The organism is Nonomuraea sp. NPDC050536, from assembly GCF_044457685.1.
Taxonomy (GTDB): domain Bacteria; phylum Actinomycetota; class Actinomycetes; order Streptosporangiales; family Streptosporangiaceae; genus Nonomuraea.
The window spans coordinates 368370-383290 of record NZ_JBITHD010000003.1 but is presented as its reverse complement, the minus strand read 5'-3'; the positions used below and the strand labels follow the sequence as shown (position 1 = coordinate 383290).

The following is a 14921-nucleotide window of genomic DNA, read 5'->3' as shown; positions in this document are numbered from 1 at the left end:
ATTCCGTCCGTGACGGTCCTGCGGATCGGTACCTACAACGTGCGCAGCATGCAGGACAGCGTGCCCGCGCTCGTGCGTGTCATCACCGCCATGCGGCCCGACGTGCTGTGCGTGCAGGAGGCGCCGCGCTTCTTCAACTGGCGCGGCAAACGCACCGAGCTGGCCCAGGCCTGCGGCATGACGGTGGCCGCGGGCGGCCGCCTGGGCGGCGTCGCCGTCTACGCGGGCCCGCGCGCCCGCGTGGTGTACGCCGAGAACCGCGTGCTGAAGGTCTTCATCGGGCTCGAGGTCCGCGGCATGGCGCTGGCCGTGCTGGAGATCGACGGAGTACGGCTGGCCGTCGGCGCCATCCATCTGGACCTCGACGCCCCCGCCCGGCTCTACCACGTCAACGAGGCGATGGCCCAGCTCGACAGAGTCGCGCAGGCCCAGGGCGCCATCCCGGTGATCGCCGGTGACCTCAACGAGCAGGACCACGAGCCCGCCTGGCGCTGCCTGGCGGGACGCCTGTCCGACTGCTACCCCGCCGCGCCCAGGGGCAACGGGCTGACCTTCACCGCCCGCCAGCCCAAGGAGCGCATCGACGCGATCTTCGCCGGGGCCGGGCTCTCCGTCGTGTCGTGCGGCGTGCCCGAGGCCGAGGCCGCCGATCTGGCCGCGGCCACGGACCACCTGCCTGTGGTCGCCGAGCTCACTGTCGCCCCCTGAGGGGCGTGGGAGGTCAGGCAAGCCGTACCATTTGCTCATGACTCGTCGCTCTCGGCGGCGTGCGCTCTCCATGACCCTCGCACTGGCTTTCGCCGTGCCGCAGGTCGATGTCGCGCAAGCCGATCCACGCCCCGTCACGGTGGAGGCGTGGCAGCACTCGACGAGCGCGCGCCTGGACTCCGACGGCTCGCTTTCCGACGTGGTCGCGCTGTCCCCGAACGACGTTTGGGCCGTGGGCCAGCAGGGCATCTGGGACCTCTGGCAGAACCGGGGCACGATCCGCCACTGGAACGGCACCTCCTGGGCCGAGGCCGCCATCCGCGACGCGACCGGCGCGGACAACCTGCGCGGGGTGACCGCCACCTCGCCCTCCGACGTGTGGGCGGTCGGCGACGGGCACGACGGCGTGCCGTACCTGGCCAACGGCGACGTGACCGGGTTCGACCGGGTCAGGCCGCAGCAGCTGCGGGTCGGCGACTGGCTGGGTGGCATCGACGCCCGGCCGGGGCGGGTGGTCGCGGTCGGCAGCCGCGAGCGCAACGGGCTCATCGTCACCGGCGAGCGCGGCGCGTGGACGGCGCAGACCACCAAGGAGAAGGGCGCGCTCTACGCCGTCTCGGGCCCGTTCGCCGTCGGCGACACCGGCAGCGCCCCGCTGATTCTGAAATATGCCGATAACGCATGGAAGTCCGTGCCGGTGCCCTCGATCCCCGGCGGTTACCTGCGCGACGTCCAGGCCGACGGCGTCAAGCGGGCGATCGCGGTGGGCGGCGTCCACCAGGCCGACGGCGGGGTCGGCCCGCTCGTGCTGATGTGGAACGGCAAGAAGTGGCAGCGCCAGAAGCTGGAGGCGGGCAACGCCCGGCTCTACGGGGTCGCGGGCGACGGCAAGGGCCGGTTCTGGATCGCCGGCTACGACCCGGCCCAGCCGGCCGAGGCGTACATGCTGCGCTGCGAGAAGGGCGCCTGCGCCACCATGCGGGGCGAGCCGGTCAAGGGCCGCAGCAGCATCCGGCTGCAGGCGGTGGCCTATGTGCCGGGCAAGGGCTCGGTCTGGGCTGTGGGCCACTCGGTCGACAGGAACGACCGCTACACCGACGTGGTGGAGTCCTTCGGTCCCAAGTCCCTGGTCCCGAAGGACTTCTGAGCGCCGCGCTCCTCAGAGGACCGCGCCGTCGTCCCAGCCCGAGTCGTTGGGCGGGCCGTCGCCCATCCGCACCACCAGCGCCACGAACCCGCCGATGAAGGCGGCCACGGCGGTGAACAGCGCCCAGCCCTCCATGTGCCACTCGGCCATCGCGGCGATCAGCAGGTAGGCGGGCCCGCCGAACAGCGCCACCCAGGCCAGCTTGGTGGGCAGGTCGAGCTTGGGCAGCGGCGGCGGGGGCGGGGGGACGTAGTGCTCCTCGTCCTCGTCGCGGGCGGCTTCGTCGTCGGGCTCGTCGTCGTCGAACTCGGGCGGCTTGACGATCCGGCGCGACGGCTCGACCGGCTCGGCCGGTACGTTCTCGCTGTCCGGCCATGGCTGGTCGGCCGAGTCGCGCTCGGCGGTGTTGTTGAAGGACGCGACGATCTGGCGCCAGACCTCGTCCTCGTCACTCTGAGGCGTCACCTACGCGCCTTCCCCCTGGAGTGCGTTCAGTCCCTCTGCAAGGGTACCGAGGCATGAGTCCTGATGAAGTCGAGGCTTCCAGCAAAGATCTTGTCGGCGTCATTGTCCAGCGTCGCAACATGATAGCTATCGGCTAGCTCCTCGATCGTGGCCTGGGGAATCTTCTGACGGATGATCGCCACGCTGGTCGGTTTGACCACGTGGTCCTCGGTGCTGTGGAAGACGAGCAGCGGCTGCGTCAGGCTCGTCAGGTCGTTCTGGACCAGCGCCCAGAGGCCCGGCAGGGAGGCGGCGGCCTTGACCGGGGTGCGCGAGTAGGCCAGCTCGGTCACGCCGGGCTTCTTGACGTCGTTGGCCACGCCGGGGACCGACTGGATGAACCACTTGATCACCGGGGCGAGCCGCAGCAGCGGCACGTCGTTGGCGATCGACGGGTTCACCACGATCACGCCCCTGATCGCCTGGCCGTGCACCTCGGCCAGGCGCAGCGCCAGGCAGCCCCCCAGCGACAGGCCCGCCACGAACACCTCCGCGCAGCGGCCCTGCAGGTCCTCGAACGCCTTCTCCACCTCGGCGTACCAGTCCTCCCAGCGGGTGTGGTTCATCTCCTGCCAGGTGGTGCCGTGGCCCGGCAGGCGTGGCAGCGACACGCTCAGGCCGTGCTCGGCCAGGTACTCACCCCACGGCCGCAACGACTGCGGAGTGCCGGTGAAGCCATGGCACAGCAGCACGCCGACTTGTCCGGCATCGTGGTGGTAGGGCTCCGCGCCTGGCATGAGCGGCATAACAGCTCCTCGGTGGGATTTCATCCCCGAATTGCCCGATCGTCGCACGATCCCTCGAGGGCTGGCTAGGAGCATCGCCTCTGGGATGCGAAGATGACTACGCTTGGGTTGATGGTCAGGGAAGAGGTGGCTGGGTGTTCTACTGGGTGGTCAAGGCCATCTTGGGGCCGTTCCTCCATCTGGTCTTCCGGCCGTGGGCCGAAGGAACGGAGAACGTCCCCCGGCAGGGTCCCGCGATCCTGGCGGGCAACCACCTGTCGTTCGCCGATCATTTCTTCGGGCCCCTCCGTCTGCCGCGCAAGGTGATCTCGCTCGGCAAGTCCGACTACTTCACCGGGCGCGGTATCAAGGGCTTTTTCACCCGGCTGTTCTTCAGCGGCGTCGGGACGGTGCCCATCGACAGATCCGGTGGCAAGGCGAGCGAGGCCGCGCTGCGCACCGGGCTGCGCGTGCTGCGTGAGGGTAACATCCTCGGCATCTACCCCGAGGGTACTCGTTCGCCCGACGGCCGCCTGTACAAGGGCAAGACCGGGGTGGCGCGGCTGGCGCTGATGTCCAGAGCTCCGGTCATCCCGTGGGCCATGGTCAACACCTACGAGATGATGCCGCCCGGACGGCCGCTGCCCAAGCTCGGCATCCGGCCGGGCGTGCGCTTCGGCAAGCCTCTCGACTTCTCCCGCTACTACGGGATGGAGGACGACCGGCTCGTCCTGCGCGCGGTCACCGACGAGATCATGTACGCGCTGATGGAGCTGTCGGAGCAGGAGTACGTCGACAAGTACGCCGCCAGCGCCAAGGTCGAGATGGAGCGCGCGGCCCGCGCCGCCAAGAAGCCCTCCGCGGACACGCAGCCCTAGCGGGCGCGCAGCGACTTCTCGGCCTTGCTCATCGCGGTGGCCATCGTCCGCAGTTCCTCGCGGGTCAGGCGGTCGATGAGGTAGGCGCGCACCACTTCCAGGTGGCCGGGCGCGACGCGCTTCAGGCAGGCCATCCCCGCGTCGGTCAGCACAGCGAGCACGCCGCGGTCGTCGCCGGGGCAGGTGGCGCGTTCCACCAGGCCGGCCTTCTCCAGCTGGGTGATCTGGTAGGTCAGCGCGCTCTTCGACACGACCACGACCCTGGCCAGCTCCGTCATCCGCAGCTGGCGCCCGGGGGCGTCGGACAGCCGTACCAGGATCTCGTACTGGGGGTGGGTAAGGCCGGCAGCGGCCTTGAGTTGCTCCTCGATGCGCCGCTCGAGCAGGTGGGAGGCGGAGAGGAACGCGCGCCAGGCGGCCATCTCCTCCTCGTCGAGCCACCGGGTATCCGTCACGAGGTCAGTGTACTTGTTGTTCAGATTTGAACTTTCCGGGGAAAGCGGCGCGGACCTGGCCGCGGAGCCAGGCGCGGCCGCCGTCGTCCTGGCCGGCCGGGCTGGTGGCACTGTCCGGGTTGCGGAAGAACGTGGGTTAGGACACGTGGGCCCGGATTTGGGCGATGTGTTCGGGAGTGGTACGGCAGCAGCCGCCGATCATGGACGCGCCCGCCTGCTGCCACTCCTTGGCCGCCTGGCCGTACTCGACGGGATCCGTCAGCCCCTCCCAGCGGTGACCGGCCGGATCCCAGGTCTCGCCCGAGTTCGGGTAGACCACGATCGGCAGGCCGCCGTGGAGCGACTCGATCAGCCCGGGGATGTGCCGGGGCGCGGTGCAGTTCGCGCCCACGGCCACCACCTGCGGGTTGCCCATGAAGAGCGCGGCCGCCTCGCGGATCGGGGTGCCGTCGTTGATGTGCTCGCCGTCGCGGCAGGAGAAGCTGATCCACGCCTTCACGTCCGGCGTCTCGTCCAGCAGCCTGGCCAGCGCGCGGGCCTCCGGGTACGACGGGATGGTCTCCACGGCCATCAGGTCGGGCTCCGCCCCCATGAGGATCTCCCAGCGGGGCCGGTGCCAGGTCACCAGGCCGTCCTCATCCAGGTCGTAGTGTCCGGTGTACTCCGCCCCGTTGGCCAGGTACGCCCCGTACGGCCCGACGGACGCCGCGACCAGCCCGGCGCCGGCCTCGTCGCGCGCCTGGGAGGCCAGCTCGACCGACAGCGCGATCAGCCGGGCCGCCTCCTCCAGTTCCAGGCCGCGCTTCTGGAATCCGGGGATCGAGGCCTGGTAGCTGGCGGTGATGGCGACGTCCGCCCCGGCCACGAAGTAGTCGGTGTGCACCCGCCTGATCAGCTCCGGGTTCTCCAGCAGCAGGCGCGCGGACCAGAGCTCGTCGCGCAGGTCCGCGCCGAGCGTCTCCAGATGGGTGGACAGGCCGCCGTCCAGGACGAGAGTGCTCACCCGTCCAGAGTAGGGTCCCTGGGGCACCAGGCCGAACAAGCGGTCATCTCATTCCCTTGAGTGGACAAAGATTAGTTATTCGTAGCGCAATCCGATCTGTCGGACGAGGTCCACGAAGGCGGATCCGGCATCGGGGGCGAACGCACCGGGAGTGTAGACCACCTCACGCAGCTCGCCGGTGAACCGGAACGGGCCGTGGCGCTCGAAGACCTCCCACGACACCGGCGAGCGCCGGTCCACGCCGACGTCGATGCCCTCCATCGGGCAGAACGCCGCCAGCATCGGCAGCCCGGCCAGCTCGCCCCTGGCCTGGCCGTCCACCTCGACGCGGGCCCGCCACTCCCAGTCGCCGGGCGCGGTGACCTCCAGCGTCACGGTCTCGCCCGGCGGCCCCGCGCGCAGCTCGCGCGGCACGCCGTACCCGTTCTGGACGAAGACCACCTCGCCGTCCTCGACATACAGCAGGTAACCGCCGCCCTGGCCGCCGTGCGCGACCAGCACGCCCTCGCCGGGCGCGGCGATGCAGACGGTGACGGTGAACGAGCGCCACTGGATCAGCTGGAGGGCCTGCCATCGCTCCAGCGTGTGCGCGTGCGGCGGCAGCCGTACCGGGACCGCGTCCTGCTGCCAGGGCGGGCGCAGCAGGTAGCGCAGGCGTGAGCCCTCGTCCAGCGGATAGACCTGGTTGGCCAGGGCCGCCGCTTGCCAAGCCCCGGCCAGCTCGTTGACCACCTCGGGGTGGCGGCCGGCCACGTCGTCGAGCTGGGTGCGGTCGGTCGGGCGGTGGTACAGCTCCCACTCGTGCTCGCCGAACGGGGTCAGCGGCGCGTGCCGCGTCACGATCTCCCACTCGCCGCGCACGTACCCGCGGTGTCCCTGCAGCTCGGAGTACTGCCCCCGCGGCTGCCTGTCCCCGTCGAGCGACGTCCCCTCGCGCGGCGGGCCCTCGGGCGCCTCGACGCCGGTGAGCCGCATCAGGGTGGGGAAGACGTCCGTCACGTACGCCCAGTCGTGCCGCTTCTCGCCGCGCGGCCCGCCCGGCCACGACATGAGCAGCGGTACGGCGTGCCCTCCCGCGTGCGTGTTCCGCTTGTAGAGGCGGAAGGGGGTGTTGGAGGCCATCGCCCACCCGCGCGGGTAGTGCGCCAGCGTGCGCGGGCCGCCGATGAGGCCGAGGCGGGCCAGGTCCGCCTCGGGATCCTCGCGGTCGTGGCGGCTGTTGGACGACAACAGGGTCCGCAGGTACTGGGTGGTGCCGTGCTCCTCGCCCTCCCTGGACGCCCCGTTGTCGGAGGTGAACACGAACACGGTGTCGTCCAGCCGTCCGAGGTCGGCCAGCGTCTGGCGGAGCGTGCCGACGCTGCGGTCGATGCTCGCGATCATGGCGGCGTAGACCTCCATGTAGCGGGCGAAGACCCGCCGCTGCGCGTCGGTCAGCTCGTCCCATGGGGGCACGTCGTCGCCGGGTTCGTGGTTGCGCGGGGCCAGGCGGGTGCCCTCGGGGAGGATGCCGAGTTCCCGCTGCCTGTCGAAGCGGCGCTGCCGTACGACATCCCATCCGTCACGATATTTGCCACGAAAGCGCAAAATCTCGTCCGGGGGAGCTTGGAGTGGCGCGTGGGCGGCGCCGTGCGCCAGATACAGGAAGAACGGCCGGTCGCCGAGGGAGGCCTGGGTGACCATGTCCACGGCCTCGCGGGTGAGGTCGTCGGCCAGGTAGTAGCCGTCGGGGTAGCGGTCCACCTCGACCGCGGAGTTGTCCCTGATGAGCCGGTGTGGGTGGTGATGGTTGGTGAACGCCTCCAGGAACCCGTAGAAGCGTTCGAAGCCCCGCTGTAACGGCCAGGCGTGTCGCGGCCCCGCGTCGGACATGTCGGAGTCCTTGGTGAGGTGCCATTTGCCCACGGCCATCGTCTGCCACCCGGCCGCGCTGAACACCTCCGCCAGCGTCGGCGCCCGGGCCGAGATCTCGCCCGCGTACCCAGGGAATCCGGGATCGGAGTTGGCCACGTGCCCGACGCCCGCCAGGTGCGCGTTGACGCCGGTCAGCAGCGCGGCCCTGGTCGGCGAGCACATCGGCGTGACGTGGAAGTCGGTCCACTGGACGCCGTCGCGCGCCAGCGCGTCCAGGTGCGGAGTCGGGATCTCGGAGCCGTAGCACCCCAGGTCCGCGAAACCCACGTCGTCGACCAGCACGATCACGACGTTCGGCCCCCGCGGCGCGGGCCGCCCGGGCCACCAGGACTCCGACCCCGCGAACGTCCTGCCGACCCGCCCGCCGAACCCCTCGTAGGCGCTCACCCGGTCAGCCCGGGATTCAGTCCGGCGCCCATGATCAGCACAGTCGTGGCCATGGGGCCGATTGTTTCCGACGGGCTTGATCGCCGCCTAGACCCAACCCCATGGCCACGCCGGGCTCAGCGCTGTGCCTGGAACATCCAGTGCTGCTTGTCGATGTCCTGCGCGACCGCGATCAGCAGGTCCTGCGAGACCGGGTCGGGTTCGGCCGTGACGTCCACGCGCTCGCGCATCCGCTTGGCCACCGCCTCCAGCACGTCCGTGAACGTGGCGACCACCTTGCCGTCCTCGATCCACGTGGCGTCCGGCTGCGTGATCTTCGTGGACCTGGCGATGGTGGCCGACCGGCCGTCCGGGTTGACGCCGAGCGCGACGGCGCGTTCCGCGATCGTGTCGGCGTGCTCGCGCACCACCGCGACGAGCTCGTCGAGCTGCAGGTGCAGCGGGCGGAAGTGCGGTCCCACGACGTTCCAGTGGGCCTGCTTGGCGACCAGGGACAGGTCGATGAGATCTACCAGTGCACCCTGCAGGGCTTCCGCGACGGTGTCCTTGGCGGCGCCCGAGAGCGGGCCGGTGATCGTAGCCATGGATGTACCTCCCCGTTGGTTTCATCACTCCCTAGGGACAACAAGGCGCCGCGGGGGCTTCTTCCATTGACACTGTAATAGTGACAGTGTCATTGTGAGGGTATGAGCGAGACCTGGACCATCGGCGAGCTGGCGGAGCGGGCGGCGGACGAGCTGCGCGCGCACACCCAGCCGGTCAACGGCCGGGTCCGCGACGTGCCCGGCGAGCGCCTCATCCGCTGGTACACCACGATCGGCCTGGTCGACCCGCCGCTGACCAGGCGCGGCAGGATCGCCCAGTACGGCAGGCGGCACCTGCTCCAGCTCGTGGCCGTCAAGCGGCTCCAGGCGGCCGGCCGTTCGATCGCCGAGATCCAGGCGGCCCTCGCCGGTGCCACCGACGCGATGCTCCAGGAGATCGCCGCCCCGAAGGAGGGGCTGCCCGCAGAGACCGAGATCCTGCCGCCTCCCGGACCGGCAGGAGCGGCCGCAGGGGAGGATGCCGAGCCCGTGGCCGGGAGCCGGGCACGGTTCTGGGCGATGTCCGGTGCCCCCGATACCCGGGTAGGCGGGCGGGAGCGGGCGCGACGTACGGAGAAGGGGCTGGTGTGGGGGTTGAAGGTGGCCGACGGGGTCACCGTGATGGTGGACGGCGGGGGCCGGATGCCGTCGGAGGAAGACGTCCAGGCGGTGCTCGCCGCGGCGGGACCGCTGCTCGCGGTGCTCGAAGAGAGGAAGCTCGCATGAAGATCACCTCGCTCGAACCGAGCCGGTGCGTGCCGGTGCCCGACGCGGGGTTCGGGGCCCTGCGCACCGAGCGGGGCAACCTGCCGCTCGAGAGCGTCGACGTAAAGGCCGATATTTCGGGACTTGTGGCTGGGGTCGAGGTGACCCAGGGCTTCAGAAACCCGTTCGATGTGACGCTGGAGGCCACCTACGTCTTCCCGCTCCCCGACAGGGCGGCCGTGACGGGGTTCCGCATGGAGGCCGACGACCGGGTGATCGAGGGCGTGCTGAAGGAGCGCGGCCAGGCCAGGGCCGACTACGACCAGGCGCTGCGCGAGGGCAGGCGGGCCGCGATCGCCGAGGAGGACAGGCCCGACGTGTTCACGATCCGCGTCGGCAACCTGGTCCCCGGCGAGAAGGTGCTGGTACGGCTGACGCTGAGCCAGCCGCTACCGTACGAGGACGGAGCGGCCACCTTCCGCTTCCCGCTGGTCGTGGCGCCGCGCTACATCCCCGGCACGCCCGTGGACGGGCCACCGGCGGGCGACGGCGTGGCGCCGGACACCGACGCCGTCCCCGACGCCTCCCGGATCACGCCCCCGGTGCTGCTGCCCGGTTTCCCGAACCCGGTGGCCCTGTCGCTGCGGGCCACCGTCGACGCCGCCGGGCTGGACCTGCGCGAGCTGGCCTCCAGCCTGCACGTCGTCGAGGAGGAGGGGAACACGGTCAGCCTCCGCCCCGGCGAGCGGCTGGACCGCGACTTCATCCTGCGGCTGGCCTTCGAGGCCTCCACGGCGCTGCAGCTCACCGAGGAAGGCGCGTTCGCGCTCACCGTGATGCCGCCCGCGCTCGAGACGCCGCGCCCGCCCCGCGACCTGGTGCTCCTGCTGGACCGCTCGGGCAGCATGAGCGGATGGAAGATGGTGGCCGCCCGCCGCGCCGCCGCCCGCATCGTCGACACGCTGACCGCCCAGGACCGCTTCGCGGTGCTGACCTTCGACTCCGAGGTCGAGCGGGCCTTCGAGGGGCTGGCCGAGGCCTCCGACCGCAACCGCTACCGCGCCGTTGAGCACCTGGCCAGGGTGGACGCCCGCGGCGGCACCGAACTGCTCGACCCGATGCTGCAGGCCATCGCCCTGCTCGGCGACGGCGGCTCGGCCCGCGAGCGGGTGCTCGTGCTGGTCACCGACGGCCAGGTCGGCAACGAGGATCAGATCCTGGAGCGGACCGGCGGCGCGCTGTCGGCCATGCGCGTGCACGTCGTCGGCATCGACCGCGCCGTCAACGCCGGCTTCCTCGGCCGGCTCGCCGGGCTCGGCGCCGGCCGGTGCGAGCTGGTCGAGTCCGAGGACAGGCTCGACGCCGCCATGGAGCAGATCCACCGCCGCATCGGCGCCCCGCTGGTCACCGACCTGTCGCTCAAGGGCCTGGACGCCACCGACGTCACCCATCTGGGCTCCATCTTCCCCGGCGTCCCGCTGCGCGTGTACGGCAGAAGCCGCGGCGGCGAGGCGGTGACCGTGCACGGCCTGGCCGCCGGTACGCCGTGGGAGCAGCACGTCACGGGCACCGTCGTCGACAACCCGGCGCTGCCCGCGCTGTGGGCCCGCGCGCGCCTGCGCGAGCTGGAGGACCGCTACGCGATGGGCGAGCACACGCTCGAGGCCGAGATCGTCAGGATCTCGCTGGAGTACGGCGTGCTGTGCCGCTTCACCGCCTATGTGGCAATCGACACCCGTCAGGTGGCCGACGGGGCGCCCGAGCACCGGGTGATCCAGCCGGTCGAGCCGCCCAGCGGGTGGGAGATGCCGTCAGGACCGCCCATGATGCCGCGTGCCTTCGCCGCGGCCATGGCGCCGCCGGCCGCCGCTCCCCGGATGGCCGTCTTCGCGGACGAGATCGACGCGCCCGACTTCCTCGGCAGCGAGGGCTCCAGGGGCGGCGGTTCGGCCGGCGGGATCGTCCCTCCGCGCCCCGCCCGCGGGTTCGGCCGTCCCGGACGTGCCCAGGTCACGCGCGGGCTGGACGCGGTGGTGCCGCAGCTGCGGGCCGAGCTCGAACGGCTGCGCTCGGTCGCGGCGGCCGGGCTCGCGGTGTACCTGGTCGACCTGGGTTCGCGCCTGGAGGCGCTGGCCAGTTACCTGGGCGGCCATGCCGAGCTCCAGGCGCTGGCAAGGGAGCTCCAGACGGCCGAACTGCCCTTCGCCGACGTGCCCGGGTTGCGGGCTCGCGCCGTCGAGGTGCTCACGGCGCTGGCCGGAGGAGGCCAGGAGCCACGGCGCGCCTTCTGGAAGCGCGCCTGATCACCGGCGGGATCCAGGTCTCCTGGATCCCGCACGGCTAGCCCGCCTGTGCGCGGCCGGTGTTCCAGGCCCAGGCGGCGATGGCGACGCGGTTGCGGGCGCCGAGCTTGCGCTGGATGCTCGCGATGTGGTTCTTGACCGTGCCGGCTGACAGGAACAACTCCTCGGCGATCTCGGCGTTCGTCCTGGCCTGCGCCACCAGGCGGGCCACGTCCTCCTCGCGGTCCGTCAGCCCAGGATCCGCCGGGGCCTCGGCCTCCGGCGCCGCCGCCCGGCGCAGCAGACCCACCGTCAGCTGCGGGCTGATCAGCACGTCGCCGCTCATCGCCGCCCGCACCGCCTCCACCAGCAGCGCCGGCCCCGACCGCTTGAGCACGAACCCGGCCGCGCCGTGCCGCAGCGCCGCCCGCACGTACTCCTCCTGGCCGAACGTGGTGACCATCACCACCCGGATGTCCGTGCCCGACAGCGCCTCGGCCACCTCGATGCCGTCGGCGCGCGGCATCCGGATGTCGGCCAGCACCACGTCGGGCCGCACCCGTTTCGCCATCTCGATGGCGGTCCTGCCGTCGGCGGCCTCGGCCACGACCGTCATGTCGGGCTGGGCGTCCAGGATCAGCCGGAAGGCGCTGCGGATGCCTTCCTGGTCGTCGGCGATGAGGATGCGGGCGGGCATGCGGCTCATCGTGGCAGAGGAAGGCGAGCCCGCAGCGACCACCCTCCCCGTCGCACGGCTTCCGCCGTCAACTCGCCGCCCACCGCCTCGACCTGCTCGGCCAGCCCTTTCAGCCCGAGCCCGCCCCTGCCGCTCGTGGACTCCTCGACACCGTCGTTGTCCACTTCGACCACCACCGTGCCGTCCTCCGGCCGCACCGTGACGTCGACGCGGGTGGCTTCGGGGGCGTGGCGGCGGACGTTGGTCAGGGCCTCGACCACGATCCGGTACGCCAGGGTGTCCGCTTCCGCCGGGAGACGGATCTCGCCGACGCTCAGCCGTACCTTGGCCTGGCTCGACCCCTCGAACCTCTCCGCGAGCTCGTCCAGCCCGGCGAGCCCCCGCGGACCGCCGCTCTGGCGCGTCGTGTCGGGTGGGGCGTCGTGCAGCTCGAGGACCGTCCTGTCGAGGGTGGCCATCGCCCGCAGGCCCGCCTCCTCCACGCGCCGCAACGCCCGCAGCGCCTGCTCCGGATCGCTCGTGCCCGCGATCTGCCCGGCCTGCGCCTGGGCCAGCATCTCGCTGACGTCGTGGGCCACGAAGTCGTGCAGGTCCCTGGCCAGGTGCAACCGCTGCGCCGCCCGGGCCGCGGCCACCGCCCTGGCCCGTCCCGTCTCCAGCGAACGCAGGTAGACCGCCGCGCCCGTCGCCGCCGCCGCGCCCAACGACCAGAACGCGCACGCGCCCACCGCCTCCAGCGGCGACTGGGGCGCGAAGTACCGCAGCAGCCACGTGCTCGCCGCGATCCCGCTGACCACGCAGGCCGGTACGGCACGCCGTACCGGAGCCCAGCGGGCCGTCACCCCGGTCAGGGCGATCAGCGCCACGCTCTCGGCCAGCGCCCACGCGTCCTCACCCGCGGCCGGCAGCAGCCCGCCCAGCATGGCCGCGGTGACGGCCAGCGACACCGCCCCCGCGACGGCCGCCACCACCGGCAGGCTCGCCCGGCTCCGCGGCCACCCTCCGGCCCACCACACCAGCCCGGCGGCCGCCACCCAGAACCCCGGTGCCACCGCCGCCCCCGCCGCAGCGACGGCGACGGCGACGATCAGGGCGATGCGCTGTCTCACGCCAGCCACCCTAAGGGTGCAGAACGGCACGGGTACCCTCCGCCTCCGCGGCACATCCCTGCACTTCGGCACCTGTTCCGCGGGTGCGCCCGAACGCGAGGCTCGACCCATGAACACAGCACGACTGGCAGCCGCCTGGGCGATCGTGTACGGCGGCCTCGGCATCGCCTGGGCACTCGGCATGCCCGGCTTCCCCTGGGGCCGCACCGACCCCGACCCCGACGGCGCCCTGTCCATCCTCGCGGGCCTGACCCCCGACCCCGGCGGCTGGTGGATCGCCGCCACCTGTGCCCTGACCGCCGCCATCGCCCTGGCCCTCCCCACCCGCACGTCCTCCATCACGCCCGTGGGGCCGGTCAGGCGGGTGGCCACCGGGATGGCGTGGGTGCTGGCCGCGTTTCTGATCGTGGTGGTGCCCGACTCGCGGCTGATGATGGGCGCCGCCTACACGCCGATGTTCGTGTTCGTGGCCCCGTTCCTGGACGGGCCGTGGGGTGCGATCACGCTGGCCGACCTGTGGCCGTGGCCGGTCCTCAACCAGCTCCTCTGCGTCCTGGGCGGAATCCTGCTCGCCGCCGCGGCCCTGCGCGGCGGCCGCCAGACCCGCGGTCGCTGGACCACCCCGAGCTCGGCCGCCCACTGGGGCCGCTGGGCCGTCACGATCGCAGTGGCCACGCCCGTGCTGTACTGCGCCACCCGCTGGTCCTGGGCGCTGGGCATCCCGCTCGGCGTCAGCAGGGACTTCCTGGAGCAGTCGGCCAAGGAATCGCCCGGCATCTGGATGGCCGGCGCCTACCTGGCCTCGTTCGGCGCCCTGGGCGGTCTGCTCACGCTCGGGCTCACCCAGCGCTGGGGCGAGATCTTCCCCCGCTGGATCCCCGGCCTGCGAGGCAGGCGAGTCCCACCCCTGCTCGCCATCATTCCCGCCGGCTTCGTCTCCGTCATCATCACCGTCGCCGGCCTCACCTACGTCCGCCTCGCTCTCTCAGGCAGGTGGTCCTGGGACTCCTGGGGCGCCTGGTTCCCCGAGTGCTTCTGGCCCATCTGGGGTGCAGCTCTCGCCGCCGCCGCCCTCGCCTACCACCTCCGCCGCCGCGCCTGACAACACGGCCCACGCACCCTGCAAGATTGCGGTGTTCCCGGATGCTGGGGTCCCGGGTGCGCTGGCACGGTAGATCCAGTCCACTCAGCGCCGAGGGCCGGAGGCCGACGATGCCGATTCCGCGGATCTTGTTCGCCTTACCGTTGCTGGCCGCGGGGTTGTTCATGCCCGCACTCGGCGCCGAGCCGGCCAAGCCGCCGTCCGGCGTGCTCGGCATGGAGCACGAGGAGTTCTCCAGCAAGGTCGTCACCGTACGCCAGGGCGGGCGCCTGACCATGGCCAACAGCTCTCGATGGGTGCACATCATCGGCGCCGGGCGCGACGGGCACGTCGTCGACGCCAAGGGCGTGCCGATGACGGGGCTGAAGCTCATGGAGACCGACGACGTGGCCAGCACCGGGACGTGGACGACGCCCGGCACCTTCTACCTCACCTGCTCGGTGCATCCCGAGATGACGGTCAAGGTGATCGTCACGCCCTGTGGCTGCTGCTCCGCCGGATCGTGCGCATAGGCCACCGGTACGGCCGGCCGTACCGGTTCCACCTACGAGTGCTCCGAGGGGAGGTAGCCATGTCCGCTCTCATCGCCAGCGTCAAGCACGCTCGCTACGTGATGGGTTCGCTCAGTGCCGTGCTGTTCGCCGGCACCGTCGGCGAGGCCTTCTAGGCACGAAGACCGGGGGCCGGCCCCACGCCCGCCCCCGGTCGCACACCGTCCGCG

At 71.8% G+C, this 14921-nt stretch carries 15 protein-coding genes; 7 read left to right on the top strand and 8 right to left on the bottom strand.

The annotated features are described in order from the left end of the window. Positions 1-9 precede the first annotated feature (9 nt). Together ACIBHX_RS11775 and ACIBHX_RS11770 are read left to right on the top strand one after the other, a co-directional pair. Positions 10-708 (top strand): endonuclease/exonuclease/phosphatase family protein, encoded by a 699-nt coding sequence (locus ACIBHX_RS11775; RefSeq protein ID WP_397066634.1) that lies wholly within the window; start codon positions 10-12, stop codon positions 706-708. A gap of 37 nt (positions 709-745) precedes the next feature. Then, complete coding sequence (locus ACIBHX_RS11770) at positions 746-1855, top strand: hypothetical protein (protein WP_397066632.1); 1110 nt, start codon at positions 746-748, stop codon at positions 1853-1855. A gap of 12 nt (positions 1856-1867) precedes the next feature. On the opposite strand, the gene ACIBHX_RS11765 is transcribed toward ACIBHX_RS11770, so the two are convergent. Both ACIBHX_RS11765 and ACIBHX_RS11760 read right to left on the bottom strand, forming a co-directional pair. Further along, positions 1868-2320: a hypothetical protein gene (locus tag ACIBHX_RS11765; RefSeq protein WP_397066630.1), complete on the bottom strand. Its 453-nt coding sequence runs from the start codon at positions 2318-2320 to the stop codon at positions 1868-1870. 26 nt (positions 2321-2346) lie between these two features. Further along, the gene (locus ACIBHX_RS11760; RefSeq protein WP_397066628.1) at positions 2347-3105 is read right to left on the bottom strand and encodes an alpha/beta hydrolase; all 759 of its coding nucleotides are present in this window, start codon (positions 3103-3105) and stop codon (positions 2347-2349) included. A 134-nt stretch (positions 3106-3239) separates the two neighbouring features. Between ACIBHX_RS11760 and ACIBHX_RS11755 the strand changes: the two genes are divergently transcribed. Continuing rightward, the gene (locus ACIBHX_RS11755; protein ID WP_397066627.1) at positions 3240-3962 is read left to right on the top strand and encodes a lysophospholipid acyltransferase family protein; all 723 of its coding nucleotides are present in this window, start codon (positions 3240-3242) and stop codon (positions 3960-3962) included. Here the strand turns inward: ACIBHX_RS11755 and ACIBHX_RS11750 are convergent. From ACIBHX_RS11750 to ACIBHX_RS11735, 4 genes are all read right to left on the bottom strand, one after another. Next, the gene (locus ACIBHX_RS11750) at positions 3959-4417 is read right to left on the bottom strand and encodes a MarR family winged helix-turn-helix transcriptional regulator (protein WP_397066625.1); all 459 of its coding nucleotides are present in this window, start codon (positions 4415-4417) and stop codon (positions 3959-3961) included. The two genes, ACIBHX_RS11755 and ACIBHX_RS11750, sit on opposite strands and share 4 nt — an antisense overlap. Positions 4418-4553: 136 nt before the next feature. Beyond that, positions 4554-5420 carry a homocysteine S-methyltransferase gene (gene mmuM / locus ACIBHX_RS11745; RefSeq protein ID WP_397066624.1) on the bottom strand — a complete coding sequence of 289 codons (867 nt, stop codon included), beginning with the start codon at positions 5418-5420 and terminating at the stop codon, positions 4554-4556. A gap of 75 nt (positions 5421-5495) precedes the next feature. After that, positions 5496-7721: an arylsulfatase gene (locus tag ACIBHX_RS11740; protein ID WP_397066622.1), complete on the bottom strand. Its 2226-nt coding sequence runs from the start codon at positions 7719-7721 to the stop codon at positions 5496-5498. A 116-nt stretch (positions 7722-7837) separates the two neighbouring features. Beyond that, a complete protein-coding gene (locus ACIBHX_RS11735; protein WP_397066620.1) occupies positions 7838-8305 on the bottom strand; it encodes a Dps family protein in 468 nt (155 codons plus the stop codon). A 102-nt stretch (positions 8306-8407) separates the two neighbouring features. On the opposite strand from ACIBHX_RS11735, the gene ACIBHX_RS11730 reads away from it, so the two are divergent. Both ACIBHX_RS11730 and ACIBHX_RS11725 read left to right on the top strand, forming a co-directional pair. Further along, positions 8408-9031, top strand: a complete 624-nt coding sequence (locus tag ACIBHX_RS11730; protein ID WP_397066618.1) for a helix-turn-helix domain-containing protein — start codon at positions 8408-8410, stop codon at positions 9029-9031. Beyond that, positions 9028-11313 (top strand): VIT domain-containing protein, encoded by a 2286-nt coding sequence (locus tag ACIBHX_RS11725; RefSeq protein ID WP_397066616.1) that lies wholly within the window; start codon positions 9028-9030, stop codon positions 11311-11313. Before ACIBHX_RS11730 ends, ACIBHX_RS11725 begins: the two co-directional genes overlap by 4 nt. Positions 11314-11350: 37 nt before the next feature. On the opposite strand, the gene ACIBHX_RS11720 is transcribed toward ACIBHX_RS11725, so the two are convergent. Both ACIBHX_RS11720 and ACIBHX_RS11715 read right to left on the bottom strand, forming a co-directional pair. Beyond that, complete coding sequence (locus ACIBHX_RS11720; protein WP_397066614.1) at positions 11351-11989, bottom strand: response regulator; 639 nt, start codon at positions 11987-11989, stop codon at positions 11351-11353. A gap of 5 nt (positions 11990-11994) precedes the next feature. Beyond that, positions 11995-13098, bottom strand: coding sequence for a sensor histidine kinase (locus ACIBHX_RS11715; protein WP_397066612.1), 1104 nt, complete (start codon positions 13096-13098; stop codon positions 11995-11997). Positions 13099-13207: 109 nt separating this feature from the next. On the opposite strand from ACIBHX_RS11715, the gene ACIBHX_RS11710 reads away from it, so the two are divergent. Continuing rightward, on the top strand, positions 13208-14200 hold the full coding sequence (locus ACIBHX_RS11710; protein WP_397066611.1) for a hypothetical protein: 993 nt from the start codon (positions 13208-13210) through the stop codon (positions 14198-14200). A 110-nt stretch (positions 14201-14310) separates the two neighbouring features. Further along, positions 14311-14712, top strand: coding sequence for a hypothetical protein (locus ACIBHX_RS11705; protein ID WP_397066609.1), 402 nt, complete (start codon positions 14311-14313; stop codon positions 14710-14712). Positions 14713-14921 lie beyond the last annotated feature (209 nt).